The following is a 26,732-nucleotide window of genomic DNA, read 5'->3' as shown; positions in this document are numbered from 1 at the left end:
GCAATTTTTGGGCCAACTCGGAATTCCGTGGCCTGAAATCTTCATCAGACGCGGTTTCCTGGAGGAGTCGAGGGAGTTTCGCGTCCGCCATGGCCCTGTCTGCCAATCTTTTTCTGCGACAGAACCAGTCCCTGGTGATGACACCGCAACTGATGCAATCCATCCAGTTGCTGCAGATGACGCATGTCGAACTCACTCAGTTCATCGCCCAGGAAGTGGAGAAGAACCCACTTCTGGAACTTCCGTCGGACGAGGGCGAGGCCGGGGAACGCGGCGAGGCTGCGGACGAACCATACCCGCAGCAAACGGATGATGCGGGGGACGGCGAATATGAGGATCGCGGCGAAACGCTGTCCGGCGACTGGTACGATAATGGGAGCTCAAGCCGGCTGAGTGACGAGCTGGATGCCAATTACACCAATGTCTTCCCCGATGACGGCGCACCGCAGCGCCTCGACGCCCCCGAACTCATCAGCCAGTGGAAATCCATGCCGGGCAGCGCCGAAGGTGCTGACAGCAATTACGATCTCGATGAGTTCGTCGCCGGTCAGGTCTCTTTGCGCGACCACCTTGCCCAGCAGATACCCTTCATATTGCCCGATATGGCCGATCGCCTGATTGCCCAGAATCTGGTCGATCAGCTCGACGATGCCGGCTATCTGCAGGCCGATGTCGCGGAAGCCGGCGAGCGTCTCGGTACCGATGCAGACGACATCGAGCGCGTGCTCTCAGCGCTGCAGACGCTCGATCCGCCCGGCGTGTTCGCCCGTAGCCTTGCCGAATGCCTGGCGATCCAGCTTCGCCAGAAGGATCGTTTCGATCCCGCCATGCAGGCGCTGGTCGAAAATCTCGAATTGCTGGCGCGCCGCGACTTCGTCACCCTGAAACGCCTCTGCGGCGTCGATGAGGAAGACCTGCTCGACATGCTCGCCGAAATCCGCCAACTCAATCCGAAGCCCGGCAGCGGTTTCGAGGCTGGCGTTTCAGAGGCGATCATGCCTGACGTCGTGGTCCGCCCCTCCTCGGATGGCGCCTGGCTGGTCGAGCTCAACCCGGATACGCTGCCGCGGGTCCTCGTCAATCAGTCCTATTTTTCGCGCGTCGCGAAGAACGGCGAGGATCACGCCTTCCTCTCCGAATGTCTGCAGACCGCCAACTGGCTGACGCGCAGCCTGGATCAGCGCGCCAAGACCATCATGAAGGTCGCAAGCGAGATCGTGCGCCAGCAGGATGCCTTCCTCTTGCACGGCGTCGATCATCTGCGGCCGCTGAACCTGAAGACGGTGGCCGAGGCGATCAAGATGCATGAATCGACGGTCAGCCGTGTCACGTCGAATAAATACATGCTGACGCCGCGCGGCCTCTTCGAACTGAAATACTTTTTCACGGTTTCGATTAGCGCCGTCGAGGGCGGTGACAGTCATTCGGCTGAAGCAGTTCGCCACAAGATCCGCACGCTGATCCTGCAGGAAAGCCCGGATGCGGTACTCTCCGATGATGATATCGTCGATATGCTCAAAAAGGGCGGCATCGATCTCGCTCGTCGTACGGTCGCCAAATACCGCGAGGCGATGAACATCGCCTCTTCCGTCCAGCGCCGCAGGGAAAAGCGCGCACTGGCCAAGGTCGCCGGTTTCTGACTTGCAACGTTGGGGCGAGCCAATGATCGCCGCCTGGAACCGTTGATGGCGGAGACATCCCAATTTCATGGGATTTTCAATGCACGTTTTCCGCGTATGCTAGACCTCGCTGTGCCGGGCTATTGACTTTCCGGGAGGCTGTCGCTAGAAGCCCGCCGCAATCGGAGCAGCGAAGGGCATCCGGGCATTATCCCCATCATCCTCAAGGCACCAGGGACACGCAGACTTGAGCTCATCTTGCTTGAGATTGCGCGAAGTGCTTGGATGAGGTTAAGGCTTGGCGTAAACTGATACTCGCAAACTACCATAAGAAGGGAAACTCCATGAGTGTGCGTGTATCCGGTAAACATATGGAAATTGGTGACTCCTTCCGTCAAAAGATCGAGGACCAAATTGGTTTGGCCGTCACGAAATACTTCGACGGGGGATATTCCGGTCAGGTGATCGTGGAAAAGTCGAACTCTCGTTTTTCCGCCGATTGCAAGCTTCATCTCGATAGCGGCGTCGTGCTGCATGCGGCAGGCGAGGCCATGGATCCGCAGATTGCCTTTGATGCGGCATCCGAGCGTATCGAGAAGCGGCTGCGCCGCTACAAGCGGAAGCTCAAGGATCACCACGCCGGAAATCATCTGAACGGTAACGGCTTTGCAGAAGTCGCCTACACCGTCATGGATGCGGTTCCCGATCATGAAGACGAGGTTCCGGACGATTTCGCTCCGGCCATCGTCGCCGAAAGCACCAAGCAGCTCAAGACGATGTCTGTTGCAACCGCCGTCATGGCGCTCGACATGACCGACGAGCCGCTTCTCCTGTTCCGCAGCCCCGGCAAGGAACAGCTCAACATCGTTTACCGTCGTCACGACGGAAATATTGGCTGGATCGATTCGGCCAATATCAAAGGCTGAGATCAGGGCGGGGGAGCGGCGCAGGGCGCCGCTCCCCCGGACCCGTGCTCTCGGCGACAGAAGGAAAAAGAAATGGCATTGGCAGATTTGCTGCACCAGGATGCGATCATTGCCGCCCTCAGGGTAAATTCCAAGAAACAGTTGCTTCAGGAATTGGCAGCAAAAGCCTCCAGGACTACGGGGCTTTCCGAACGGGAAATCTTCGATGTGATCCTGCAGCGCGAACGCTTGGGCTCGACCGGTGTCGGCAACGGCATCGCCATCCCCCACGGCAAGCTCGTCAATATCCACTCCATCGTCGGTATCTTCGCCCGGCTGGAACAGCCCGTCGATTTCGAAGCGCTGGACGACCAGCCAGTCGATCTGGTGTTTCTGCTTCTGGCGCCGGAAGGCGCCGGTGCTGATCACCTCAAGGCGCTTTCGCGCATCGCCCGTGTCCTGCGCGACCATGATCTGGTCGCCAAGCTGCGCGCGACCGATTCCGCTTCGGCGATTTATGCCTTCCTCAATGAAGAGCAGACGTCGAACGCTGCCTGACGGTCGACGATCTACCCGGAATGCAAGAAAGGCGCCTGATCGCTCAGGCGCCTTTTTCTTGTCATGCGATCAGCGATCAGAACTCTTCCCAATTATCCTGGGCAACAGCCGCTGAGCCGCGAGACTGGGCAACGGCTCGGCGCGGTGCCGGAGCGGCCGCGCGTGGTGCCGGCGCAGCCGGTGCGCGCATCTGCTGTGCGGTGGAGCGCAGTGTTGCCGCGGCATTTCCCTGCCCGGAGACGCGGAAGCGGGTGACCAACCTCTTCAACGTCTGGGCCTCGTCGTTCAGCGTCACGCTGGCAGCAGTGGTTTCTTCCACCATCGCGGCGTTCTGCTGCGTGACCTGGTCCATCTGGTTCACGGCCTGGTTGATCTCCTTCAGGCCGATGGCCTGTTCGCTGGCCGAGGCCGAGATCTGACGGATAAGGCCGTTGATGCCCATCACCTGCTCGGCAATCTTGTGCAGCGTGTCGCCGGCGCGGCCGACGAGATCGACGCCTTCCTTGACTTGGGCGGCCGAGGTGTTGATGAGTGTCTTGATCTCCTTGGCGGCATTCGCCGAACGCTGAGCGAGCTCCCGGACTTCCTGTGCGACGACTGCAAAGCCCTTGCCTGCTTCACCGGCGCGGGCCGCTTCGACACCGGCGTTCAGAGCCAGAAGATTCGTCTGGAAGGCGATCTCGTCGATAACACCGATGATGCGCGAAACTTCCGTCGAGGACTGTTCGATACCGTGCATGGAGGCAATCGCCTTCTGCACCACTTCTCCTGATTTCTCGGCGTCTTCGCAGGCGAGATTGACGTTGTCAGCTGCGGTGCGGGCGTTCTCGGCGCTGGAATTGACCTGGGCGGTCAGCTCGTTGAGCGCCGCTGCCGTCTCTTCCAGACTTGCCGCCTGCTGCTCGGTGCGTTTGGCAAGGTCGGAGGCGCTGTTACTGATCTCGCCCGTACCGGAGCCGATATTGACGACACTGAGGCTCATCGTGTTGATGGTTTCCTCGAGGCTTGCGAGAGCAGCATTGAAGTCCTGCTTCAGCTTGCCGTATTCGCCGGGGAATTCCTCTGTAATGCGGTGGCCGAGATTGCCCTGCGACAGTTCGGAAAGGCCTGCACCGACGATCGAAACGATGTGACGCTGCAGATTGACCGATTGTTGGCGTTCCAATTCCGAGCGACCGCGTTCGGTTTCGGCGGCAAGGCGCTGGTTGTCAGCCTCGGTTTCGAGACGCCGCGTATCGGCAAGCGCGAAGCGGAAGCCTTCGAGAGCCTTGGCGACAGAGCCGATTTCGTCGGCGCGGTTCTGACCGGCGACCGTTTCGTCATATTTTCCGTCGCTCAGTGCCTTGACGCTGGAAACGAGGCCAGCGAGCGGACGCTGAACAAGCGAGCGGACGGCGAAGTAGAGGGCAAGCAGCACGGCGCCGAGCACGATGATGCCATTGATGACCATCATGAAGGTCTGGTCCTGGACCGGAGCATTCATCGCCGTGTGCGGGACGTCAACCAGCACAACCCAGTTGGCGTTCAGACCGGGAACTGCGAAGGGATAGACGACGCGGTCGAAGGGATCGAGGCCGTCGAAGCTGAGGTTCTTGACGAGGCTGACCTTCATGGACGAAAGCGCAGCCTTTACGTCAGCCGAGCCAGGATTGTCGCCATAGGGCTTCGACATCAGGTCGGGGGTCGGAGCGACGATCCAGTTGCCGTTCTGGGCGATCAGCGTCACACGGCCGGAGCCGAAGGGGCGCAGCGCCTGCACCTTGTCGGTAAGCGATTTCAGCGAAATATCGACGCCTTCCACACCGATCATCTTGCCACCGGACATGACCGGATAGGCAATCGAAGTCAGCAGCGTCGGGACGTCGGTGCCTTCTGCGAGGTAGGGCGCCGTGATCGCGCCCTTGCCGCTGTCGGCAGCAAGCTTCCACCATTCGGCGGTGTAATCGTTGTCGAAGGTCGAGAACTGGATGTCGCCAGTCCTGTTCTTCGACCAGTAAGGCGTAAAGGCGCCGACCTTGTTGGTGCCTTCGTCATTGTTGTTGGCGATTTCCGTGGTCTTGCCGTCGAAGGCGCCAAGCTGCTCGCAGAACCAGCTGCCGAAGGCGAAAGCGTTCTGTTCGAGATTGGCCTTCAGAATGCTGATGATACCCTTGCGATCGAGGATCTTGCCTTCATGTCCGCGTCCGACGACGCCCGACATGGTGCGAGCAGCGCTCGCAAGCTCGCCGACATTGGCTGCAATCTCGTTGGCGATCGACTTGGCTTCCGAGTTGGCCTGATCCAGCGTCAGGGTCTGGACGCGGTTACGGGTCTGGTCGATGAGGAAGAGGTTCGAAACGACAAGCACCAGTGCAATGGCGGCACCGGTAATGACGATGAGCTTCGCCGCAAGCGATTTCATTCTGAAAATGAACATAGATTCCTTGGGGCAAGGACGCACCGAAGGGCCATTCTCCGGCACAGCGGGTAAGGCACGCTCTATCATGGAGCAGCCATGGGGTTGACCGCCTCGAAGATGAACGAGGTGGCGATCGCCCGAAGGATCGCCAGAAACCTCTTAAATTTGAATGAAATTCGCTATGTTTCGGCAGCAAATCCGGAAAGCCACCCCAAAACTAGGGGTGGCTTTCTATCGATTGTTCGCGGCTGGACTGGACTATATTCTGTCTGCGACTTCGGCTGCGAGCGGAATGGAGGGTTGTGCCCCCGGCTTCAGGCAGGCAAGTGAGCCGGCGACCGCTGCACGGCGCAGCGCCGAGTTGAAATCCAGCCCCTCATCGAGGCTTGCTGCGAAGTAACCGCAGAACGTATCGCCGGCGCCGACAGTATCGACGGGTTCGATGACGAGGCCCTGCGCCCGGGAAATCTGGCCATCCCGGATCGCGATGACGCCATCGCCGCCGAGCGTGACGATCAGCGTCTGGCCGGTCTCGGCATGCAGGCGCTCCAACGCCGCCTCGCGGTCACCGGCACTCATGTTTTCCTGTCCCGCCAGCCGCTCGAACTCGGTTTCATTGGCAATGACGATATCGGCCAGCCGGCCGAGTCGCGGCGCATCCGGAATGAGCGGGGCAAGATTGAGAATGCTGGTGATGCCCTTGGCGCGAGAGGCAGCAAGCGCGTGCTCGACCGCCTCGACAGGAATTTCGAGCTGCAGCATGAGTATATCGCCCTCGTTCATGGCGTTGACGGCAGCCTCGGCGTTGTCGCCGCTCACCTTGCCGTTCGCGCCGGGAATGACCGCGATCATGTTCTCGCCGTCGCCGCCGACAAGAATGAGAGCTGTGCCCGTCGGCCCCTCGACATGGCTGACGCGGGAAAGGTCGGTGCCTGCGCCGTCGAGCAGTTCAAGGGCGCCCTCGGCAAAGGCATCCTTGCCGACAGCGCCCGCCATATGGACATAGCGGCCTGCTCGCCGGGCGGCGAGCGCCTGATTGGCGCCTTTGCCACCGGCAGCCGTTGCAAAGCTGTTGCCGGCAACTGTTTCGCCGGGCTTCGGCAGGCGCTTGGTCGTGGCGATAAGGTCCATATTGATGGAGCCGAAAACTGTGATCATGGCATGTCCGTCCCTTGCTTCGGGCCGCGACACTGCCGAAGCGATCACTCCTCGTCAACCACCCTGAGCTTGAGCAACCCGGTTCGGCTTTCGACGGATTTCGCCGACGGCTCGTTCTCGCGGGTTGGCTTGCCGTCGCCGCCTGCTTCGAATTCCAGCGCCTCGATCTTCGCGCCGCGCTTGGTGAGCTTGTCCGCTGAGGTAATGATCTGGTCCACGTCGCGCTGCGTCTGGGAAAAATGTCCCTGCAGCTTGCGTACGCGCTCGTCGAGCCGGCCGAGATCGTCCATGAGGAGGGCGACTTCTCCCTGGATGACATGCGCCTGCGCCCGCATGCGCTGGTCTTTGAGCACGGCCTGAATGACCTGGATTGACAGCATCAAGAGCGAAGGCGAGACGATAACGATGCGTGCGCGGTGCGCCTTCTGCACGATCCCTTCGAAATTTTCGTGAATTTCAGCGAAGATCGATTCCGAGGGAACGAAGAGGAAAGCCGTCTCCTGCGTCTCGCCTTGGATCAGATATTTCTCGGAAATATCCTTGATGTGAACTTCCATGTCACGGCGAAACTGCTGACCAGCAAGCTTACCGGCGTCCGCGCCGCTTGCATCGCGGATCGCGTTCCACGCCTCGAGCGGAAATTTGGCATCGATGACGAGCGGTGGTGCGCCATTCGGCATCCTGATCGTGCAGTCGGGTCGCGAGCCGTTGGAAAGCGTCTGCTGGAAGGCATAGGCGCCCATCGGTAGACCATCTGCGACGATCGTTTCCATGCGCGATTGGCCGAAAGCCCCACGCGTCTGCTTGTTGGAGAGAATGGCCTGCAGTCCGACGACATCCTTGGCGAGCGTCTGGATATTGTTCTGGGCGACATCAATCACCGCAAGGCGCTCCTGCAGCTTCTGCAGGTTGTCATGCGTTGATTTCGTCTGCTCGGTCAGCGTCGAACTCATGCGCTGTGACATGCCGTCGAGCCGCTGGTTGATCGCCTGATTGAGTTCGGCCTGCCGTGCACCGAAGACTTCCGTCATGGTCGAGATGCGTCCCTGCATCTCCGCCTGTATTTTCAGAAGTTCTGCCATGCGCGCCTCGCTTTCCGCGGCGCGAAGATTGGCCTCTTCAGCTTCCTCGCGACGGATGCCCGCATTGCGCAAGGCAAACACGATTGTCACGAGAATGAGAACGGCGAGTGCGCCGCCGGCAAGTGCAAGCACGCCGGGGCTCAGTATCGGCAGGGAAATGGTGAGTGAGTCGGATGTCACGGTCATGCCGCACCATAACAAAATAAGCGGCAATATCCAGATCAAAACGTGAACAATCCACGCCGTATTACTAATGCTAACGACGCTAATTTACTGTAACGGAAGAAAAATCGGTCGCGCACTTAACGATTGCTAAACCATATTCACCAAATCTGGCGCTGCAATTTCCCTCCGCATTCGCCAGATAGAGATCCCCCATGACTTCCCACCAGACCGACAATGCCCTCAGGCAGCGCCTTGACTTCATTGAGCTTGACGATGAGGCGCGCAAGAACCTGCGGGAGCTACGGCCGGCGATCTCGGAGCTTCTCGGCGGCGCACTCGACAAGTTCTACAGCAAGCTCGCAAAGACCCCGGCGGTCGCAGGCTTCTTCTCCAACAAGGCCCATATGGGCCACGCCAAGAAGCGCCAGCAGGAACATTGGGGCAATCTTTCGGGCGGCAATTTCGACGAAAGCTATGTGAATGGTGTTACTGCCGTCGGCCGCACCCATGCCCGCATCGGCCTGGAGCCGCGCTGGTATATCGGCGGCTATGCGCTTGTCATGTCGGAGCTCGTCCGTGGCCTCATGGAAAAGCAGTGGCCATCGCTCTTTGCCCGTCAGCAGGGAAAGGCGCTTGCCGAAAAGCTGACCGCCGTCATCAAGGCGGCGATGCTCGACATGGATTATTCCATCTCCGTCTATCTGGAAGCGCTCGAGGAAAAGCGCCACGCGTTGGAAGAAGAACGCGCCCGCTCAGAAGCCGATCAAGCGCTGGCACTGGAACATCTGCGCCGCGGCCTTGAAGCACTGTCGCGTGGCGATCTCGAAGCGACCCTTCCTGCCGATCTGCCCGGGAATTTTCGCCAAATGGCTGAAGACTATAACAGGGCCGTCAACGCTCTTCGCGAATCTTTCACGTCTGTCCGCACCACGTCCGGCCACATTCTCGAAGGTGCCGATGTGATGTCCAAGGCGACGGACGATCTCGCCTTGCGCACCGCGCAGCAGGCAGCTGGCGTCGAAGAGAGCTCGGCTGCGCTGCAACAGCTCTCCGTCAGCGTCAGCCAGACCGCCGCCAACGCCGAAAAGGCGTCCGGCGCCGTGCGCGAAACGCAGGAGAAAGCCAAGAATTCCGGCGAACTCGTCACCAGCGCCGTTTCGGCCATGGCGGGTATCGAGAAGTCCTCCACCGAAATCGCCAAGATCATCGGCGTCATCGACGAGATCGCCTTCCAGACCAACCTGCTGGCACTGAATGCCGGCGTCGAAGCTGCGCGTGCTGGTGATGCCGGCAAGGGCTTTGCGGTCGTCGCACAGGAAGTCCGTCAGCTTGCCCAGCGCACGGCCGATGCCGCCAAAGCGATCAAGAATCTGATCTCCGAAAGCTCGACGCAGGTAAACGAGGGCGTCAACATCGTCAGCAGCACCGGTGAGGCGCTGAGCGACATGATCAGCCGTATCGACATCATCAACAGCTTCGTCGCCGATATTGCGGCTGCCGCCCGCGATCAGGCGACCGGCGTCAACGAGGTGAGCGTGGCGATCCGCAACATGGACACGATCACCCAGCAGAATTCCGGCATGGTCGAGCGTACGTCTGCCGAAACCCGCAGGCTGAAGGATGGGGTCGAGAACCTCATCGAACTGCTGCAGCGTTTCCGCGCTCGTGCTGAAGGTCGGCAGGTTGCCGGTACCGCCCGCCGCGCAGCCTGAATAATCCAGGCAAAATCCGGGCAGGCGCTGCAAAAAACCGCAATCCCTGCCCGGCGGATAATTCCCTAGTTTGAAAAGATGGGTTATGGGAACGCCATGACCATCAAGCCACTCATCATTCTTCCCGATCCCGTTCTCCGTCAGGTTTCCAAGCCGATCGAGCGGGTCGACGCCGATCTCCAGCGCCTTACGGACGATATGCTGGAAACAATGTATGACGCACCGGGCATCGGCCTTGCCGCAATCCAGGTCGGCGTTCCACGCCGCATGCTCGTCATCGATCTTTCGAAGGAAGGCGAGGAAAAACAGCCGCTCGTCTTCATCAATCCGGAGATCGTCAGCTCCTCGGATGACCGTTCCGTCTATGAGGAAGGCTGCCTTTCCATTCCCGACTATTATGCGGAAGTGGAGCGGCCGGCGCAGGTCACCGTCAAATATCTCGACCGTGAAGGCAAGGAACAGAGTGTGGTGGCCGACGGTCTGCTCGCTACCTGTCTCCAGCATGAGATCGATCATCTGAACGGCGTGCTCTTCATCGATCACATCTCGCGGCTGAAGCGCGAAATGGTCATCAAGAAGTTCACCAAGGCTTCCAAGTCCAAGGCGCTCTGAGTTGCAGCATTGAAAATGTTGCGGCCGCGCCTTATGATATCGATGATATCATAGGAGCTGTTAATGGGTGATCTTCTGATCCGAAACTTGGATGATGCCCTGAAGCACGAGCTTCAAGATCGCGCGCGGGAGAACGGACGCAGCCTTTCGGAGGAAGCGATCATTCATCTGCGTCGCTCACTCAGCACCTTGCGCGAAGATCGGCAGCCGGCAGGAGAATGGCTGCGTGGTCTTCTCGGGGCTGAACGCTGGACCGATGACGAGCTATCAGCGATAGAAACTGCACGGCATGAAGCGGACCGTGCTCCACCGAAATTCCACGAATGAGCTTCGTTCTAGATACGAACATCATCTCCGAGTTGGAAGGCCGTAAATATAGCGAGCGATTGCTGCATTGGTTGAACAGCTTTGACAGAGCCGACCTTTATCTGACGACTATCAGTGTTGCAGAAATCCACTACGGTTTGGCTCTCTTGCCAGAAGGCAAGCGGCGAGAGGCGCTGATGCAGGACTATCTTCGTCTTGAGGAGGCCTTTTCGGGCAGGATAATTCCGTTCACCCTTGCCGCAGCGCGTCGTTACGGTGCACTCAGGGCGGCGCGTGAAAAGCGGGGTCGAAGAATGGAGACGAAAGACGCCATGATCGCGGCCATCTGCCTTGTGCACGGTGCGACGCTTGCAACCCGCAACACAAAAGATTTCGAAGGGCTTGATCTCAAGCTCGTAAACCCGTTTGAAGACGGCTGATCCTCAATTGGCGAGATAGAATGTCTCTTCGTATCGTTTTCATGGGAACGCCCGACTTCTCCGTCCCGACGCTGCGCCTGCTTGTCGAAGCCGGCCATCAGATCGTGGCCGTCTATACCCAGCCGCCGCGGCCGGGCGGACGGCGTGGGCTCGATCTCCAGAAATCGCCGGTGCACCAGGCGGCCGAGCTGCTCGGCCTCCCGGTCTTCACGCCGGTCAACTTTAAGGATCCTGAAGAGCGTGAGCGCTTCCGTGCGCTCGGTGCCGATGTCGGCGTCGTCGTTGCCTATGGCCTGCTGCTGCCCGAGGCTATCCTGACCGGCACGCGCTACGGCTGCTACAATGGCCATGCCTCGCTGCTGCCGCGCTGGCGCGGTGCTGCGCCCATCCAGCGGGCGATCATGGCCGGCGACGAGAAGACCGGCATGATGGTCATGAAGATGGACAAGGGCCTCGATACAGGCGATGTCGCCTTGACTCGTGAGGTCGAGATCGGCCCGAACATGACGGCTGGCGAACTGCACGACCGCCTGATGCAAACAGGCGCGAAGGCCATGGCCGAGGCCATGGTGAAGCTGGAGATGGACGATCTGCCACTGACCCCGCAGCCGGTCGAAGGCGTGCTCTATGCCGCCAAGATCGACAAGGCGGAAACGCGTATCGATTTCAGCCGCGACGCCAAAGACGTTCACAATCATATCCGCGGCCTCGCACCTTTCCCGGGCGCCTGGTTCGAGCTCGAGAGCAATGGCAAGGCGGAGCGCATCAAGGTGCTCGGCTCCGAACTTGCGGCGGGTGAGGGAGCAGCCGGCGCGCTTCTGACCGGTGATCTCGTGGTTGCCTGCGGGGCGGGCGCCGTCCGCCTCACGAAACTTCAGAAGGCCGGCGGTAAACCGCTCGCCGCTGCCGACTTCCTGCGCGGAACACCGCTTACTGCGGGCACGAGGCTCGTCTGATGCCGCGATACCGCATGATCGTCGAATATGACGGCGGCCCCTATGTCGGATGGCAGCGACAGGACAACGGACCCTCGGTGCAGGGCGCGATCGAAAAGGCGATCTTCTCGGCAAGCGGCGATACCGTGTCCGTCCGCGGCGCGGGCCGCACCGATTCCGGCGTCCACGCCATGGGGCAGGTCATCCATGCCGATCTTTCGAAGGACTGGTCGCCCTTCAAGCTGCAGAATGCACTGAATGCCCATCTGAAGCTTGCGGGTGAGAAAGTGGCGATCCTTGATGTCGAGGCCGCGAGCGAATTCTTCGACGCGCGCTTCTCCGCGCTCCGCCGGCATTATCTCTACCGCATCATCAGCCGCCGCGCGCCGCTGGCGCTGGAGGCGGGCAAGGCATGGTGGGTGCCGAAGACGCTCGATCATGAAGTCATGCATGCCGCAGCCCAGATCCTCGTCGGCAAGCATGATTTCTCAACTTTCCGTTCGGCTCACTGCCAGGCAAACAGCCCCGTGCGCACGCTCGACCGGCTGGATGTGACCCGTAATGGCGAACTGATCGAGATCCGTGCCACCGCCCAGAGTTTCCTGCACAATCAGATCCGCTCCTTCGCGGGAACTCTGAAGCTCGCAGGCGAAGGCAAGTGGACGCCTGACGATGTGCGGGCAGCACTTGAGGCGCGTGACCGCAAGGCCTGCGGCCCCGTGGCCCCACCGGACGGGCTCTATTTCATGCAGGTGGATTATCCCCAGGTGATCATCGATCGCCGCAAACCGGTGGATGAAAACGATGATGGTGACGATCTATCGTAATCCGGCCTGCGGCACGTCGCGCAACACGCTGGCCATGATCCACTAATCCGGCGAAGAATCCGAAGTCATCGAATATCTGAAGACGCCGCCGACGCGATGGCGAAGTCGTCAATCTACGCAGATCAAGCCGGATAGATGCCGAGGAAGTTCTGCAGATATTCCGACAGCATCATCGATGGCACCAGGAGCACCAGCGTCAGGGCGCCGACCATAAGGGCATGACCATGGCAGATCATCCTGAGGATGCGCGCCAGCACGAAGACCTGTGCCAGCATGAAGATGAGAAGCAGCATCGACACGATGCCGACCGAACCCGGCAGGAAGAAGACGAGCGCCAGCAGTAGCCCGTTGATATAGGCAAGCGGCACGCCGAGCCAGTTGACGCTGACGACGACAGGCGCAAAGCGCTCGCCCATACGAACGGCAAGCAGCAGCAGGCCGGCAAAGACCAGCGGCACGAACCAGTTCGCAAGCTCCACGAGCCCAAGCCGGAAGTAAAAGGGAAGTCCGACGTCCGTCTCCGGCGGCATGGAGCGCAGATAGGCATTGCGCCACCAGAGCCAGGAAATGCCTGTCGGCGGCAAGCACCAGATGATTGCCCAGAAGGATCGGTTGACGCCGCGATCCGATATGTCGAGGAAGCGGAAACCGCGCGGATCGAGCTTGATCAGCAGCCAGATGCCGGCGAGATAATACTGAACCTCTCTAAAGCCCGGCATTTTCAAACCAACGTTCGATGAAAGTCTCGTAGATCACCGTCAGCGTCTCCAGATCCGCAACGGCGACCCGTTCGTCGACCATGTGCATGGTCTGGCCGACAAGGCCGAATTCCACGACCGGGCAATAATCCTTGATGAAGCGCGCATCCGATGTGCCGCCCGTCGTCGACAGCGCCGGCGATGCGCCGGTAACGGTCTCGACCGCCGACGACAGCGAGGCGATCAGCGCATTGTTGCGCGTCAGAAAAACATGGCTCGGGCGGTCGGCCCAGATGATCTCGTATTTCACCGGCTCGCGACCCGGCCGCAAGGCACCGTCCGTAGCTGCCGTATCGAGGCGCCGGATGATTTCAGCCCGAAGCGTATCTGCCGTCCAGGTGTCGTTGAAGCGAATGTTGAAGCTCGCTGAAGCCCTGGCGGGGATGACGTTCGTCGCCGGATTGCCGACATCGATAGTCGTCACTTCGAGGTTGGACGGCTGGAAATTGTCCGTGCCGGCGTCGAAGGGCGGATCCATCAGCGCCTGGGTGAGTTGCAGCATGCCGCGCACCGGATTGTCGGCAAGATGCGGATAGGCCGCATGCCCCTGCACGCCGTGCACGACGATCTTGCCGGACAGCGAACCGCGCCGACCGATTTTGATCATGTCGCCGAGCTTGTTCGGATTGGTCGGCTCGCCGACGACGCAGGCATCCCATGTCTCGCCGCGCTCAGTCGCCCACTGCAGCAGCTTGATCGTCCCGTTGATCGACGGGCCTTCCTCGTCGCCTGTGATCAGGAAGGAAATCGAGCCCCTTGGCGCGCCATGCTTTTCGACATGCCTGGCAACGGCGGCGGCAAAACAGGCAATGCCGCCCTTCATGTCGACTGCGCCACGGCCGAACAGCTCGCCATTGGCAATCTCGGCGGCAAAGGGCGGATGCTTCCAGGCACCTTCATCGCCCGCTGGCACGACATCAGTATGGCCTGCAAACATCAGATGCTGTCCCTCGGTGCCGAGACGGGCATAGAGGTTCTCGACATCAGGCGTGCCATCTTCCTTCGCGACCATTCGGTCGACCTTGAAACCGAGCGGAGAAAGCATCGCTTCCAGCGCGGAAAGCGCGCCGCCTTCTGCCGGCGTCACGGATGGGCAGCGGATCAGGGTCTGAAGATTGGCAACAGGATTCGTGGCGGTCATGGCGGTCGAATTATCCGGTGGGAATGGCAAAGGCGTGGCAAGGCGCGAGGCGGCCTCGCCTAAAAGACGCCGATTGTTTACCGAATCAATATCGGGCTGTCATCAATCTCGGAGCAGTTCGTTGATGCCCGTCTTGGAACGGGTCTGCTCGTCGACACGCTTGACGATCACGGCGCAATAGAGGTTAGGCGCTTGCTGGCCGTTTGCCATCGTCTTGTCTGATGGCAGCGAGCCCGCAACGACGACCGAATAGGGCGGGACTTCGCCATAGCTGATCTCGCCGGTAGCGCGGTCGACGATCTTGGTCGACTTGCCGATGAAGACGCCCATGCCGAGCACCGAGCCTTCACGCACGATGCAGCCTTCGACGACTTCCGAACGCGCACCGATAAAGCAATTGTCCTCGATGATCGTCGGTCCGGCCTGCATAGGCTCCAGAACGCCGCCGATGCCGACGCCGCCGGAGAGATGCACATGCTTGCCGATCTGCGCGCAGGAGCCGACGGTGGCCCAGGTGTCGACCATCGTGCCTTCGCCGACATAGGCGCCGAGGTTGACGAAGGACGGCATCAGGATGGCGTTCGGAGCGATATAGGCCGAGCGGCGCACGACCGCACTAGGCACGGCGCGGAAGCCGGCGGCGCGGAACTGGTTCTCGCCCCAGCCTTCGAATTTCGAGGGCACCTTGTCCCACCAGGTCGACTGGCCGGGACCGCCCTTGACCACTTCCATATCGTTAAGGCGGAAGGAGAGCAGCACGGCCTTCTTCAGCCACTGATTGACCTTCCAGACGCCATCGGTGCCGCGCTCGGCCACGCGTGCCTTGCCCCCGTCGAGCAGGTTTAGAGCGGCCTCGACTGCATCGCGCACTTCGCCTTTCGTCGACGTGTTCACATTGTCGCGATTGTCGAAAGCGGTTTCGATGGTCTTTTCAAGGGATACGAGGTCGGTGGCGCTCATGGGAATTCCTTAAACTTCGATCTTTATCGTGGAGACGGCAGGTCTCCGGAATTGCGATTGGCGGGTTGTCACCCGATCTATAGCATGCACCCGTAAAATGGAATGATTTTTCGGACAAGATCATATCTGGATTCAAGGCGTTATAGCGACATATCCGGTCATTCGTGGCCGGTGATACTGAAAGGCATTTCGATATGGCAAAGGCAAGAAACGGTGGCGGACGACGCAAGGACGGTGTCTGGGATCCGTTGAAGAGCAGTTCGAGCGACAGGCAGCGCGCGGAAGCGGTTCCGAAGACGCCGCAGACGCTCTCGCCGGCCTATCGCCTTGCCTATGTGGATGAGGATTTCCTCTGCCGCGAGGAACTGCGACCGATCCGCCTGCAGCTCGAACTTCTGAAGGTCGAGATGATGATGGCCGAGCGCGGCATCAAATCGACCGTCGTCATGTTCGGAGGCGCCCGCATTCCGGCCCCCGGCCAGAGCGCCTGGGCAGCCCGCAACGAGACCCAGCGTGCAAACCTCGAAGCCGCATCGGTCTATTATGACGAAGCTCGCAAATTCGCCCGCCTCTGCTCGCGTTATGCAGCCGGCTTCGATTTCCACGAATATGTCGTCGTCACCGGCGGTGGCCCCGGCGTCATGGAAGCGGGAAACCGCGGTGCAGCGGATGAGGGAGCACCTTCGATCGGCCTCAACATCGTGTTGCCGCACGAGCAGGCGCCGAATGCCTATGTGACGCCCGAGCTCAGCTTCAACTTCCACTATTTCGCGATCCGCAAGATGCATTTCATGGTGCGCGCCAAGGCGGTCGCGGTCTTCCCCGGCGGCTTCGGCACGCTGGACGAATTCTTCGAATGCCTGACGCTGATCCAGACGGGCCGCATGGAACGCATCCCGCTGTTGCTCTTCGGCTCGAAATTCTGGCACAGCATCATCAACTTCGACGCGCTTGCCGAATTCGGGACGATCGCGCCTGAGGACGTGAACCTCATCAGCTTCGTCGATACTGCCGATGAGGCCTGGAAGATCGTGCAGGACTTTTACGAACACCGCGAATAGAGCAATTCAAGCCAAACTGGTCAGCGGCTTTACGCCCGGCACAAACGAAAAACCCCTCCTCCCGTGGACGGGAAGAGGGCTTCGGGTGAGGGGCAAACCCCTCGCGATATCCAGGGAACGCTTTGTTATTCCCTTCAAAGGAAGGGCTGGTCAGGCATGTCATCGATCGAGATCACGCCGTCCTTGTTGCGGTCCATGCGATCGAAGAACTTGTTGAAGGCGGTTTCCGCTTCCTGCTTGCTGATCTGGCCGTTCTGGTCGGTGTCGATACGCCCCATCATCATGGTGATTGCCATGAAGCGGGCATTGTCATGCATCCAGTGGTGGCCGTCGTGGCCGTGACGGCCATGGTCCTTGTCGTCGCCTGCCTGCGGCATCGCATTCTGATCCGCATCGCCCTGCTTGGCCGAGACCGCTTCACGACGCGCCTTGAACTGTGCTTCGCGGTACGCGCGGATTTCGCCTGGCGTCAGCGAGCCGTCATGGTTGGTGTCGATGGCGGCGAAGATCTTCTCCATGCCATCGGTCGCCTCCTGCTTGGTAATCTGCCCGTCCTTGTTCGTGTCGAACTGTTTCAGCATGCGCACGAAGAGGATTTCGCGGAAGGCCGCGCCACGCGGACCGCTCATCATGCCATGCTCCATTTTTCCATGGTGGCCTGGATGATCAGCCTGGTCGCCTGGTGCTGCGAAGCTGGCCCCGGCGGCTGCGCCGAGAAGAAGAACAGAGGAAAGCGCCGTCAGGATAAGCTTGTTGCGGTACATGTCAGTGCGTCCTTTCGTAGGATGTCCCTCGATACGAAAGGTAGGACCGAACCCTGCCACGGCCCAGTTAAACATCTGTAAGATGGATGAAATTTTGGTAAGTTAGGTCGTAATCTTCTTCAGGAAATCAGCGAGATCGTTGGTGACGAAATCGATGTGGTCGTCCTCGCCGCTCGTTCTCTCCCACCATTCGACGACAGTTTCTTCCAGATTGCGCGGCACGAGCAAAACGGTCTGCATACCGAGCGCTTTCGGTACGGTGAGATTGCGCGGCAGGTCCTCGAACATCGCAGCCTTGCCCGTCTCGACCTTCTTCAGCGCCGTGAACTTGTCATAGGTCGCCTGCGCCGGCTTCGGCAGATAGTCGGCCGCGACGATGTCGAAGATGTCGTCGAAATGGTCGAGGATACCGAGTGCGCCGGCCGTCGCCTGTGCATGCTGGACGCTGCCATTGGTGAAGATGAACTTGCGGCCCGGCAGGGATTTGATGGCTTCGGCAAGCTCCGGCTGCGGGGTCAGCGACGAATAATCGATCGCATGCGCCTTTTCGAGAAAGTCGTTGGGATCGACCCCGTGATGGATCATCAGGCCCTGCAGCGTCGTGCCGTGATCGTAGTAGTACTGCTTCTGTAGCTTGCGGGCCTCTTCCTGCTCCATTTGCAGGAGCGTAGAGACATAGGCCGTCATGTTCTTGTCGATCTGCGCGAAGAGATTGACATGATGCGGATAGAGCGTGTTGTCGAGGTCGAAGACCCATTCGGTCACATGCTCGAAATCGTTCTTGGTAGGCGTGCGGTCGATCTTTGTCATAGCCGCCCTTATGGCACGGTCGCGGCGGGAAACCAAAGGCTTTTGCTTGCAGGTCCGACCTGCCAAAGCTCTCCCAAAAATGCCGCCAGATTTTCACAACTTCAGAGAGATTTTGGCTGACTTTCGCCACTGATCGCTGGTGACCTCTGCCTGCGTCAGACAGGGGGACCCGCAAGGGTGAAGTCGCATGAAGATTGTTCTGATAAATCCACCGCATACCGCGATCGGCAGCCGTATTCCAGATGATCATCTTCCACCGCTCGGCCTTCTTTCTGTTGCAGGTCCGCTGATCGACGATGGTCACATCGTCAGCCTCATCGATGCCGAATTCGGGCCGATGACCATTACTGACATTGTCAGCAGGGTGGTGGCTGGCAGTCCGGATCTTGTGCTGATCGGCCATTCCGGCTCGACGTCGGCGCATCCGACTGCCCGCGTGATCGCAGAGGCTATCAAGCGCGGCGATCCCAAAATCTCTATCATCTATGGCGGCGTGTTCCCCACCTATCATTGGCGGGAGGTGCTGGCCGAGACTGAGGCATTCGATATCCTGGTGCGCGGCGAGGGCGAGGAAACCATGCGGCGCCTAGCCGATGCCCTGGCGACGAACCGCCCGCTCGCGACCATCCCCGGAATCGCCTTTCGCGATGGCCACGGCGAAATCCTGGCAACGCAGCCGGCACAGGCTATCGCCGATCTCGATGCCTATCGCGTCGGCTGGGAACTGATCGACCATCGCAACTATACCTACTGGGGCGGCAAGCGCGCCGTCGTCATGCAGTTTTCCCGCGGCTGTCCGCATCTCTGCAATTATTGCGGCCAGCGCGGTTTCTGGACCCGCTGGCGTCACCGCTCGCCGGAACTTTTCGCCCGCGAGATTGCACGGCTCTATCGCGAAGAGGGCGTCGAGCTCATCAATCTCGCCGACGAGAACCCGACATCCTCGCGAAAAGCCTGGCTGGCTTTTCTCGAAGCGATGATCGCCGAGAATGTGCCCGTGCAGATCGTCGGCTCGACGCGAGCGGATGATATCGTCCGCGATGCCGATATCCTCCACCTCTACCGAAAGGCGGGTGTCGTGCGCTGGCTGCTCGGCATGGAAAACACCGATGAGGCGACGCTTGCCCTGATCAAGAAGGGCGGCGCCAAGACGACCGATCGCGAGGCGATCCGCCTTCTGCGCCAGCATGACATCCTTTCGATGGCGACCTGGGTCGTCGGTTTCGAGGAGGAGAGGCTGAGCGATCTCTGGCGCGGCTTCCGGCAGCTGCTCTCCTATGATCCTGATCAGATCCAAGCGCTCTATGTGACGCCGCATCGCTGGACGCCCTTCTTCCGTATCGCCCGCGAACGGCAGGTAATCGAGACCGATATCCGCAAATGGGACTACAAGCATCAGGTCCTGAAGATGCGGTATCTCAACCCGATCGTGCTGGTCGCCTGCGTCAAGCTGATCGAGGTCGCGGTCCAGGCGCGGCCGAAGGCGCTGCTGCGCATCCTCTTTCATCGCGATCCGGAACAGCGTCATTCCATGCGCTGGTACACCCATATGGGTCGCCGCGTCTGGTTTCACGAGATCTTCGAATTCCTCTTCCGCCGCCACCATCTCAAGGAAGGTCCGACGCTTGAGACATTCTGGGGCGCGCCCCAGGATGCGGAGGAGGAATTGATGCTGCGCCCGCAGCGGCATGTGAAAAGCCTCGACGCTGCAGAATAAAATAGACGCCCGATTTTCGGCGGACGACACAGGCGCGGAGTGCTAGAAAGCGGACATGCTTTTCGAACGCCCCGATGATGACACGCTCTATGATGCCCTGATCGCGCGCAGCGCCGATTATGAGGGCCAGGCCTATGTCTGCGTGAAGACGACAGGCATCTTCTGCCGTCTGACCTGCCCGGCGCGTAAGCCGAAGCGGGAAAACACCATCTTCTTCGACACGATCGCCGCCTGCATGCATTCGGGCTTCCGCCCGTGCCAGCGCTGCAAGCCGCTGGAGCAGCCGGGCCGCGAGCCGATCGTCGACATGCTGCTGGCGCGGCTCGACAGCGAACCGGAGGTGCGCTGGACCGAAGATGAGCTTGTGCGCCGGGGATATGATCCATCGACGGTGCGCCGCGCCTTCAAGCGGGCGCTCGGCATGACCTTCCACGATATCGTCCGCTATCGCCGGCTGGGTGAGGCGGCCCGGCAACTGGCCGATGGCGCCCGCGTCATCGACGTGCAATTCGAAGCGGGATATGAATCGGGAAGCGGCTTCCGAGCGGCTTTCCAGCGGCTAGTCGGCAGGGGGCCGGCGCTCTCTCAGAACCGTGAACTGCTCTTTGCCGACTGGTTCGATACACCGCTCGGGCCGATGATAGCAGTCGCCGACAAGACGCATCTGCATCTCCTCGAATTTCACGACCGCAGGGCCTTGCCGACCGAACTCGAAGCGCTACAGAAGCGTGTCCGCTCCTCGGTCGCGATTGGCCGCACGCCTGTTATCGACCAGATCGAGGCGGAAATCGGGGAGTATTTCGAAGGGCGGCTAACCACCTTCAAGACGCCGCTGGCGCTTGGCGGTACGCCCTTCGAAAAGCATGTCTGGGCAAAGCTTATTGAAATTCCAGTCGGTCAGACGCGCGCCTATGGCGATCTCGCTAGAGAAATGGAAAGGCCGGAGGTGGTGCGTGCCGTCGGCCGCGCCAACGGCGCCAACCAGCTCGCCATCATCGTGCCCTGCCATCGCATCCTCGGCGCGGACGGCTCACTGACGGGTTATGGCGGCGGGCTCTGGCGCAAGCAATGGCTGCTTCGGCACGAGGAAAAGATCAGTGCGCATAAGATGGAGAGGACAGCATGAACCAGATTGAGAAGGCCGAGCTTTTCGGCACGCTGCATCGCAAGGGCAATCCCGTTATTCTCTACAACATCTGGGATGCCGGAACGGCCAAGGCTGTGACGGAGGCCGGTGCGAAGGCACTTGCGACCGGAAGCTGGTCCGTCGCGGCCGCCAATGGTTATGGCGACGGCCAGAAGCTGCCGATGGATGTGCTTATCGAGACGGCGCGCTCGATCACGGCCGTCAACGACCTGCCGCTCTCGGTCGATTTCGAAGGTGGCTATTCCACGGAACCCGCCGGCGCCGCGGCCAATGTCGCAAAGCTCATCGAGGCCGGCGCCGTTGGGATCAACTTCGAGGACCAGCGCGTCGGCGAGACCGGCCTTCACCCCATCGAAGCGCAGGCAGCACGCATCCGCGCGATCAGGGAAATGGTCAAGGCAGGGGGCATCGATTTCTTCATCAACGCCCGCACGGATCTCTTCCTTCAGGAAGGCGATGGCTCCAGGCATGCAGGGTTGGTCGATGCGGCGATCGAGCGTGGCAAGGCTTATGCGGCGGCAGGCGCCAGCGGCTTCTTCGTGCCGGGCCTGATCGAACCGGCCTTGATCGAAAAGGTCTGCGCTGCATCCACGCTGCCGGTCAATATCATGATGAAGGCAGGTGCGCCCGATCCGGCTGATCTCGCAAGGCTCGGGGTTTCGCGCATCAGCTATGGCCCCGGACCGTATCGGGCCATGATGGAAAAGCTGAAGGAAGCCGCGGCCGCGATCTATTCGGGGATCTGATTGCTGTTGGCGAAGCTTTTCTGTGTGGCGATGGCCTGAGCTATGAAGTTACGAATGATGGAAGAGCGCTCGTCACGCCGGGTGGCGAGCGCCAACCGTGCTGCGGGTGCTTCGCCCGCAATTGCAATGTAGCGAACGCCGGGAACATTGATCTTCGCCATGTCCGCCGGCACGATCGAGACGCCGAGACCGACTGCGATCAGGCTGGCGATCGACGTGATCTGCGGCGCCGACTGGCCGAGCCGTGGTTCAAATCCCGCTCGCCGGCATGCGGCCATGATATCGTCGAAGAAGCCGGCACCCGCCTCGCGCGGAAAGAGAACGAAGCTCTCTCCGGCCAGCGCGTCGAGGCGCAATGTCTGCGCCTCTGACAGCGGGTGCCTTGCTGGAAGCACGATGACCATGGGGTCTTCGGCCAGCAGCTGACATCGGGCCTGCAGCTCGTCACCACTACCCGGGCGGATAAAAACGGCGTCGAGCTCTTCCCCATCGAGCCGCTCCAGCAGTTGCGTGGTAGGCGCTTCCTCCAGGCTGAATTCGACGGCTGCATATTTCTCGCGAAACGCGTTCACGATGGCGGGCACGAGCGGATTGAACACCGCCGAGCCGGTGAAGCCAACCTGCAGCCGCCCGCTCTGGCCGCGCGCCGCCCGGATGGCGGATTGTTTGGCCTGTTCCGCCCGATGCAATATCGCTTGGGCCTCCGGCAGGAAAACCCTGCCTGCCTCCGTCAGTTCCGCACCGTTCGACAGGCGGCGGAAAAGGGGCGCGCCAATCTCGTTTTCAAGATCACGTATCTGGTTGCTGAGTGGCGGCTGGCCGATGCCGACCTTCCGTGCAGCGCGCGTGAAATTGAGTTCTTCTGCGACAGCAATGAAATAGCGAAGATGACGAAGCTCCATGAGGTACTTTTAAAGTATCGCATTCGCCTGTGCAATATATTGGAACTACCTCTCCTGCGCCGCCACATGACGGAACGCGCCGCCTCTTTGTGGCGGTTGCGCTAGGACAGGAGTTCACGATGAGTTCAATCGAAAAGCAGTTTCTCATTACCGGTGTCAGTTCGGGCTTTGGCCATGCCTTTGCGCAGGCCGCATTGGAGAAGGGGCATCGCGTAGTGGGAACCGTGAGGAATGAGGAAGCCGCGTCTCTGTTCGAGAACCTGGCACCGGATCGCGCAACGGCAGTCCGCCTCGACGTTACCGACATAGAGGCAATCGGACCGGCTGTTGCTGGTATCGAGAGAACCATCGGTCCGGTGGACGTTCTCATCAACAATGCCGGCTATGGACATGAAGGGACTTTAGAGGAATCGCCGATCGAGGAAATGCGCCGGCAATTCGAGGTTAACGTCTTCGGCGCCGTCGGAACGATGAAGGCCGTTCTGCCGTTCATGCGCCAGCGGCGGGCCGGTCACATCATCAACATCACATCGATGGGCGGGTTCATCACCATGCCGGGCATCGCTTATTATTGCGGCAGCAAATTTGCGCTCGAAGGCATCAGCGAGGTTTTGGCGAAGGAAGTGAAAGCGTTCGGCATCGCAGTCACCGCGGTGGCTCCCGGCTCATTCCGCACCGACTGGGCTGGACGATCGATGATCCGCACCGACAGGAGCATCGCCGACTATGATTCGCTCTTCGATCCTATCCGCAGGGCACGCGAGGAGAAGAGCGGCAAACAGGCAGGCGATCCTCGCAAAGCGGCTGCCGCCGTATTGGCGCTGGTCGAGGCTGAAAACCCGCCCGTGCATCTCTTGCTCGGCGCCGATGCTTTGGCGCTCGTCCGCGATAAGCTGAAGCGCCTGAGCGCTGAAATCGATGCCTGGGAAGATCTGACGCTCTCGACGAGCTTTGCCGAAGCATGAGAAAAGGCGCCCGGAAGGGCGCCTTTCTCAATCAGGGAACGATCAGCGTGCCGACGCCGTGCTCGGTGAAGATTTCGAGCAGCACGGAATGGGCCGTCTTGCCGTTCAGGATGACGACGCCCTGCACGCCGGCCTTGATGGCGTCGATGCAGGTCTCAACCTTCGGGATCATGCCGCCGGAAATCGTGCCGTCGGCAATCAGCGCATGCGCTTCGGCGACGGAAAGCTCCTTGATGAGCTTGCCCTGCTTGTCGAGCACGCCGGGCACATCCGTCAGGAACAGCAGGCGGGTGGCGTTCAGCGCGCCGGCGATGGCGCCGGCGAAGGTGTCGGCGTTGATATTATAGGTCGCGCCGTCGCGGCCCGGAGCAACCGGGGCGATGACCGGGATCATCTCGGAGCGGGCGAGAAGGTCGAGCAGCGTGCGGTCGACTTCCACAACTTCGCCGACGAAACCGAGATCGAGCACGCGCTCGATGTTGGAATCGGGATCCTTGACGGTCTTTCGCGCCTTTTCGGCGAAGACCATGTTGCCGTCCTTGCCGCAGAGGCCGATCGCCCATTCGCCGGTCTGGTTGATCAGCGCCACGATTTCCTTGTTGATCGAGCCGGCGAGAACCATTTCGACGATCTCGACCGTCTTCTGGTCGGTAACACGCAGGCCGCCCTCGAATTTGGATTCAATACCCATCTTCGTCAGCATCGCGCCGATCTGCGGACCACCGCCATGCACGACGATCGGATTGACGCCGGACTGCTTCAAAAGTGCGATATCGCTGGCGAAAGCCTTGCCGAGCTCGGGATTGCCCATGGCATGGCCACCGTACTTCACGACGATCGTCTTGTTTTCGTAGCGCTGCATGAAGGGCAGCGCCTGCGCGAGAAGACGTGCCTGGATTTCGCTTTCGGACTCGTTCATGTGGGACCCCGCGGAATTGATCGCGGCCTTTTATCTCAAGTTTTTGACAGATGGAATAATCCGGCACGCAATAGTTTTTCGTATCTAAGGCCGACCTGGGAACCTGCCAGCGCATATTGAAACTATCGAACTGAAACTATCGTACCGGAAATCGTTCATTCGAGGGCGACATGACTGGGGATTTTGCAGATTTAATCGGCCGCATAGCGCTCGGCGACCGCAAGGCTTTCGCCGCACTCTATAACCAGACCAGTCCGAAACTTCTGGCGATCTGCCTTCGTATTCTTGGAAGCAGGAACGAGGCGGAAGAGGTGCTTCAGGAGGTCTATATCAAGATATGGCAGCGCGCCGGTGCCTTTACGGCCGGCTCCTCGACATCGGTCGCCTGGCTTGCGGCAATTGCCCGCAATCAATCGATCGATGCGTTGCGGGCACGCAAGCCGGTCGCCGACGAAATCGACAGAGCGCTCGATCTTGCCGATGCCGGTCTCGATCCTGAAGCGCAAGTCGTGATTAAGGATGAAGGAAGGCGGATTGACACCTGCATGGAAGAGTTGGAAGCTGATCGTGCGGTCGCGGTGAAACGGGCTTATGTCGAAGGGCTAAGCTATCAGGAACTGGCCGGTCAGTTTGGTGTCCCGCTGAATACGATGCGGACATGGCTAAGACGCAGCCTGCTGAAACTGAGAGAGTGCATGGAACGATGACATCGCCCGACAAAAGCAAGGGAGACCGCTCCCGGGATGAGGTTCTCGCCGGCGAGTATGTGCTGGGCGTCCTCTCTCTTCAGGATCGGAGGATCGTTGAGGAGCGCATGCGCCGCGATCGGCAGTTTGCCGCCATCGTCACCCGCTGGGAGGTCAACCTCTCCAGCTTCAACGACGAATACGGCACGGCTGCTCCGAGCAGCGAGACCTTCAAGCAGATCGAGGCGCGCCTCTTCGCCAATGCAGAAAGTGAGCCGCGCTTTTCGCACAGCCTCTGGAATTCCGCCGGTTTCTGGCGCTCGCTGACATTTGCCTCGCTTGCGGTCACCTTGGGCGTCATCGCCTTTGCCTCCGGTCTCGTGCCCCAGCCTCCGGCATCGCCGCCGCTGGTGGCGGACCTCTCGGGACAGAACAATCAGGTCAATCTGACAGCTTCCTACGATATCCAAAGTGGCCGGCTGAAGATCATACCGGTTGCGGCCGGCAAGCCGGAGGAGAAATCTCTGGAGCTCTGGCTCGTACCGGGTAGCGGGACGCCCCATTCTCTCGGCGTTTTCCAACCGGGCATGAACGGCGAATTGCTGATCCCGACCGATATGCGCAGCCAGATTTCCGATGGTGCGGCGCTGGCCGTCAGCCTGGAGCCATTCGGCGGTTCGCCCACACATCAGCCGTCAGGCCCCGTCATAGCCAGCGGTTCGATCCGCAGGCCGTAAAATAAAATCATTTTCTGAAACTCTTCTGCAGCGCCTTCCGTAGTTGCTGATATCCGGGCAGCGCAGGGCATAAAGCCCGCGGCTGCGACCGGGTGCAGAGGAGAAAACCATGATCAAGTCCGCATTGCGTGCCGCAGCGCTCACCGCCGCCCTTTCCGCTATCGCCTTCGCCGCTCAGGCAAAGAACCCGATGGTCGGCGGCGCCGCGATGTATGCGAACAAGAACATCGTCGAGAATGCCGTCAATTCCAAGGATCACACCACCCTGGTTGCTGCCGTGAAGGCAGCCGGCCTCGTCAGCACGCTGGAAGGCAAGGGGCCATTCACCGTCTTCGCGCCGACCAATGAAGCCTTCGCTGCCCTGCCGAAAGGCACTGTCGATACGTTGCTGAAGCCAGAAAACAAGGGCACGCTTGTCAAGGTTCTGACCTGCCATGTCGTTGCCGCCGATGCCATGTCGAAGACCGTCGCCAAGATGATCAAGGACGACGGCGGCGAGCACGACATCAAAACGGTCGGCGGCTGCGTGCTCAAGGCAAAGGAAAGCATGGGCAAGATCACGCTGACGGATGAAAATGGCGGTGTCGCCCACGTCACCATCGCCGACGTCAAACAGTCGAACGGCGTCATCCACGTCGTCGACGAAGTTCTGCTGCCGAAGATGTAAATTCAAATACCGGCCGTCAGAGGCGCCTTTCTGGG

27 protein-coding genes and 1 pseudogene are annotated in these 26,732 nt (G+C 60.2%); 18 read left to right on the top strand and 10 right to left on the bottom strand.

Going from position 1 to position 26,732, the window contains the following annotated elements; all coding sequences use genetic code 11:
- Positions 1 to 89 precede the first annotated feature (89 nt).
- The 3 genes from rpoN to ptsN all read left to right on the top strand — a co-directional run bounded on the left by rpoN (position 90) and on the right by ptsN (position 3,082).
- Entirely contained in the window at positions 90 to 1,640 is a 1,551-nt protein-coding gene (rpoN, locus tag ACR9ZQ_RS23795; protein ID WP_481428908.1) for an RNA polymerase factor sigma-54, read from the top strand.
- 323 nt (positions 1,641 to 1,963) lie between these two features.
- Positions 1,964 to 2,545 (top strand): ribosome hibernation-promoting factor, HPF/YfiA family, encoded by a 582-nt coding sequence (gene hpf / locus ACR9ZQ_RS23790; RefSeq protein ID WP_007814977.1) that lies wholly within the window; start codon positions 1,964 to 1,966, stop codon positions 2,543 to 2,545.
- A gap of 72 nt (positions 2,546 to 2,617) precedes the next feature.
- A complete protein-coding gene (ptsN, locus tag ACR9ZQ_RS23785; protein WP_481428907.1) occupies positions 2,618 to 3,082 on the top strand; it encodes a PTS IIA-like nitrogen regulatory protein PtsN in 465 nt (154 codons plus the stop codon).
- Between the two features lie 76 nt (positions 3,083 to 3,158).
- Here the strand turns inward: ptsN and ACR9ZQ_RS23780 are convergent, their stop codons facing one another.
- The 3 genes from ACR9ZQ_RS23780 to ACR9ZQ_RS23770 all read right to left on the bottom strand — a co-directional run bounded on the left by ACR9ZQ_RS23780 (position 3,159) and on the right by ACR9ZQ_RS23770 (position 7,906).
- Positions 3,159 to 5,498: a methyl-accepting chemotaxis protein gene (locus ACR9ZQ_RS23780; protein ID WP_310379212.1), complete on the bottom strand. Its 2,340-nt coding sequence runs from the start codon at positions 5,496 to 5,498 to the stop codon at positions 3,159 to 3,161.
- A gap of 240 nt (positions 5,499 to 5,738) precedes the next feature.
- On the bottom strand, positions 5,739 to 6,638 hold the full coding sequence (locus ACR9ZQ_RS23775) for a ribokinase (protein WP_310379210.1): 900 nt from the start codon (positions 6,636 to 6,638) through the stop codon (positions 5,739 to 5,741).
- A 44-nt stretch (positions 6,639 to 6,682) separates the two neighbouring features.
- Complete coding sequence (locus ACR9ZQ_RS23770; protein WP_310379208.1) at positions 6,683 to 7,906, bottom strand: DNA recombination protein RmuC; 1,224 nt, start codon at positions 7,904 to 7,906, stop codon at positions 6,683 to 6,685.
- 191 nt (positions 7,907 to 8,097) lie between these two features.
- Between ACR9ZQ_RS23770 and ACR9ZQ_RS23765 the strand changes: the two genes are divergently transcribed.
- From ACR9ZQ_RS23765 to ACR9ZQ_RS23735, 7 genes and pseudogenes are all read left to right on the top strand, one after another.
- Positions 8,098 to 9,597: a globin-coupled sensor protein gene (locus ACR9ZQ_RS23765; RefSeq protein WP_310379205.1), complete on the top strand. Its 1,500-nt coding sequence runs from the start codon at positions 8,098 to 8,100 to the stop codon at positions 9,595 to 9,597.
- A 96-nt stretch (positions 9,598 to 9,693) separates the two neighbouring features.
- Positions 9,694 to 10,209 (top strand): peptide deformylase, encoded by a 516-nt coding sequence (def, locus tag ACR9ZQ_RS23760; RefSeq protein WP_113325084.1) that lies wholly within the window; start codon positions 9,694 to 9,696, stop codon positions 10,207 to 10,209.
- Between the two features lie 63 nt (positions 10,210 to 10,272).
- Positions 10,273 to 10,536: a FitA-like ribbon-helix-helix domain-containing protein gene (locus ACR9ZQ_RS23755; RefSeq protein ID WP_310379203.1), complete on the top strand. Its 264-nt coding sequence runs from the start codon at positions 10,273 to 10,275 to the stop codon at positions 10,534 to 10,536.
- Positions 10,533 to 10,955 (top strand): type II toxin-antitoxin system VapC family toxin, encoded by a 423-nt coding sequence (locus ACR9ZQ_RS23750; RefSeq protein ID WP_310379200.1) that lies wholly within the window; start codon positions 10,533 to 10,535, stop codon positions 10,953 to 10,955. The genes ACR9ZQ_RS23755 and ACR9ZQ_RS23750 overlap by 4 nt, the downstream gene beginning before the upstream one ends.
- Positions 10,956 to 10,975: 20 nt before the next feature.
- Entirely contained in the window at positions 10,976 to 11,911 is a 936-nt protein-coding gene (fmt, locus tag ACR9ZQ_RS23745) for a methionyl-tRNA formyltransferase (RefSeq protein ID WP_310379198.1), read from the top strand.
- Positions 11,911 to 12,717, top strand: coding sequence for a tRNA pseudouridine(38-40) synthase TruA (truA, locus tag ACR9ZQ_RS23740; RefSeq protein ID WP_310379196.1), 807 nt, complete (start codon positions 11,911 to 11,913; stop codon positions 12,715 to 12,717). The genes fmt and truA overlap by 1 nt, the downstream gene beginning before the upstream one ends.
- Positions 12,695 to 12,760, top strand: a pseudogene (locus ACR9ZQ_RS23735) (arsenate reductase (glutaredoxin)); the annotation flags it as partial. The gene truA and the pseudogene ACR9ZQ_RS23735, both read left to right, overlap by 23 nt.
- Positions 12,761 to 12,839: 79 nt before the next feature.
- Here the strand turns inward: ACR9ZQ_RS23735 and ACR9ZQ_RS23730 are convergent.
- The 3 genes from ACR9ZQ_RS23730 to dapD all read right to left on the bottom strand — a co-directional run bounded on the left by ACR9ZQ_RS23730 (position 12,840) and on the right by dapD (position 15,576).
- On the bottom strand, positions 12,840 to 13,436 hold the full coding sequence (locus ACR9ZQ_RS23730; RefSeq protein ID WP_310379194.1) for a hypothetical protein: 597 nt from the start codon (positions 13,434 to 13,436) through the stop codon (positions 12,840 to 12,842).
- Complete coding sequence (gene dapE / locus ACR9ZQ_RS23725; protein ID WP_481428906.1) at positions 13,423 to 14,616, bottom strand: succinyl-diaminopimelate desuccinylase; 1,194 nt, start codon at positions 14,614 to 14,616, stop codon at positions 13,423 to 13,425. The genes ACR9ZQ_RS23730 and dapE overlap by 14 nt, the downstream gene beginning before the upstream one ends.
- 102 nt (positions 14,617 to 14,718) lie before the next feature.
- A complete protein-coding gene (gene dapD / locus ACR9ZQ_RS23720; protein WP_113325080.1) occupies positions 14,719 to 15,576 on the bottom strand; it encodes a 2,3,4,5-tetrahydropyridine-2,6-dicarboxylate N-succinyltransferase in 858 nt (285 codons plus the stop codon).
- A 194-nt stretch (positions 15,577 to 15,770) separates the two neighbouring features.
- Here dapD and ACR9ZQ_RS23715 point away from each other — a divergent pair, with 194 nt between their 5' ends.
- Entirely contained in the window at positions 15,771 to 16,637 is an 867-nt protein-coding gene (locus ACR9ZQ_RS23715; protein WP_113182119.1) for an LOG family protein, read from the top strand.
- A 134-nt stretch (positions 16,638 to 16,771) separates the two neighbouring features.
- Here the strand turns inward: ACR9ZQ_RS23715 and ACR9ZQ_RS23710 are convergent, their stop codons facing one another.
- Together ACR9ZQ_RS23710 and ACR9ZQ_RS23705 are read right to left on the bottom strand one after the other, a co-directional pair.
- The gene (locus ACR9ZQ_RS23710) at positions 16,772 to 17,401 is read right to left on the bottom strand and encodes an EF-hand domain-containing protein (RefSeq protein WP_481428905.1); all 630 of its coding nucleotides are present in this window, start codon (positions 17,399 to 17,401) and stop codon (positions 16,772 to 16,774) included.
- A 102-nt stretch (positions 17,402 to 17,503) separates the two neighbouring features.
- Positions 17,504 to 18,211, bottom strand: coding sequence for a pyrimidine 5'-nucleotidase (locus ACR9ZQ_RS23705; protein ID WP_481428904.1), 708 nt, complete (start codon positions 18,209 to 18,211; stop codon positions 17,504 to 17,506).
- A 187-nt stretch (positions 18,212 to 18,398) separates the two neighbouring features.
- On the opposite strand from ACR9ZQ_RS23705, the gene bchE reads away from it, so the two are divergent.
- The 3 genes from bchE to ACR9ZQ_RS23690 are packed head-to-tail and all read left to right on the top strand — an operon-like array spanning position 18,399 to position 21,821.
- Positions 18,399 to 19,928, top strand: coding sequence for a magnesium-protoporphyrin IX monomethyl ester anaerobic oxidative cyclase (gene bchE / locus ACR9ZQ_RS23700; protein ID WP_481428903.1), 1,530 nt, complete (start codon positions 18,399 to 18,401; stop codon positions 19,926 to 19,928).
- 55 nt (positions 19,929 to 19,983) lie between these two features.
- Positions 19,984 to 21,054, top strand: a complete 1,071-nt coding sequence (locus tag ACR9ZQ_RS23695; protein WP_310379182.1) for a bifunctional transcriptional activator/DNA repair enzyme AdaA — start codon at positions 19,984 to 19,986, stop codon at positions 21,052 to 21,054.
- Complete coding sequence (locus ACR9ZQ_RS23690) at positions 21,051 to 21,821, top strand: isocitrate lyase/PEP mutase family protein (RefSeq protein WP_481428902.1); 771 nt, start codon at positions 21,051 to 21,053, stop codon at positions 21,819 to 21,821. Before ACR9ZQ_RS23695 ends, ACR9ZQ_RS23690 begins: the two co-directional genes overlap by 4 nt.
- Here ACR9ZQ_RS23690 and ACR9ZQ_RS23685 read toward each other — a convergent pair.
- On the bottom strand, positions 21,806 to 22,723 hold the full coding sequence (locus ACR9ZQ_RS23685) for a LysR family transcriptional regulator (protein WP_310379178.1): 918 nt from the start codon (positions 22,721 to 22,723) through the stop codon (positions 21,806 to 21,808). The two genes, ACR9ZQ_RS23690 and ACR9ZQ_RS23685, sit on opposite strands and share 16 nt — an antisense overlap.
- A 119-nt stretch (positions 22,724 to 22,842) precedes the next feature.
- On the opposite strand from ACR9ZQ_RS23685, the gene ACR9ZQ_RS23680 reads away from it, so the two are divergent.
- Positions 22,843 to 23,688: an oxidoreductase gene (locus ACR9ZQ_RS23680; RefSeq protein ID WP_310379176.1), complete on the top strand. Its 846-nt coding sequence runs from the start codon at positions 22,843 to 22,845 to the stop codon at positions 23,686 to 23,688.
- A 31-nt stretch (positions 23,689 to 23,719) separates the two neighbouring features.
- Here ACR9ZQ_RS23680 and argB read toward each other — a convergent pair whose 3' ends face one another.
- A complete protein-coding gene (argB, locus tag ACR9ZQ_RS23675; RefSeq protein WP_037100983.1) occupies positions 23,720 to 24,607 on the bottom strand; it encodes an acetylglutamate kinase in 888 nt (295 codons plus the stop codon).
- 170 nt (positions 24,608 to 24,777) lie between these two features.
- Between argB and ACR9ZQ_RS23670 the strand changes: the two genes are divergently transcribed.
- The 3 genes from ACR9ZQ_RS23670 (at position 24,778) to ACR9ZQ_RS23660 (ending at position 26,697) form a co-directional block, all read left to right on the top strand.
- Positions 24,778 to 25,314: a sigma-70 family RNA polymerase sigma factor gene (locus tag ACR9ZQ_RS23670; protein ID WP_310379174.1), complete on the top strand. Its 537-nt coding sequence runs from the start codon at positions 24,778 to 24,780 to the stop codon at positions 25,312 to 25,314.
- Positions 25,311 to 26,030: an anti-sigma factor gene (locus tag ACR9ZQ_RS23665; RefSeq protein ID WP_481428901.1), complete on the top strand. Its 720-nt coding sequence runs from the start codon at positions 25,311 to 25,313 to the stop codon at positions 26,028 to 26,030. Before ACR9ZQ_RS23670 ends, ACR9ZQ_RS23665 begins: the two co-directional genes overlap by 4 nt.
- Before the next feature lie 109 nt (positions 26,031 to 26,139).
- On the top strand, positions 26,140 to 26,697 hold the full coding sequence (locus ACR9ZQ_RS23660) for a fasciclin domain-containing protein (protein ID WP_310379170.1): 558 nt from the start codon (positions 26,140 to 26,142) through the stop codon (positions 26,695 to 26,697).
- Positions 26,698 to 26,732: the final 35 nt, after the last annotated feature.

Source organism: Rhizobium sp. KNZ14-9A (genome assembly GCF_056755015.1).
This window is presented reverse-complemented; position numbering and strand designations above follow the sequence as displayed.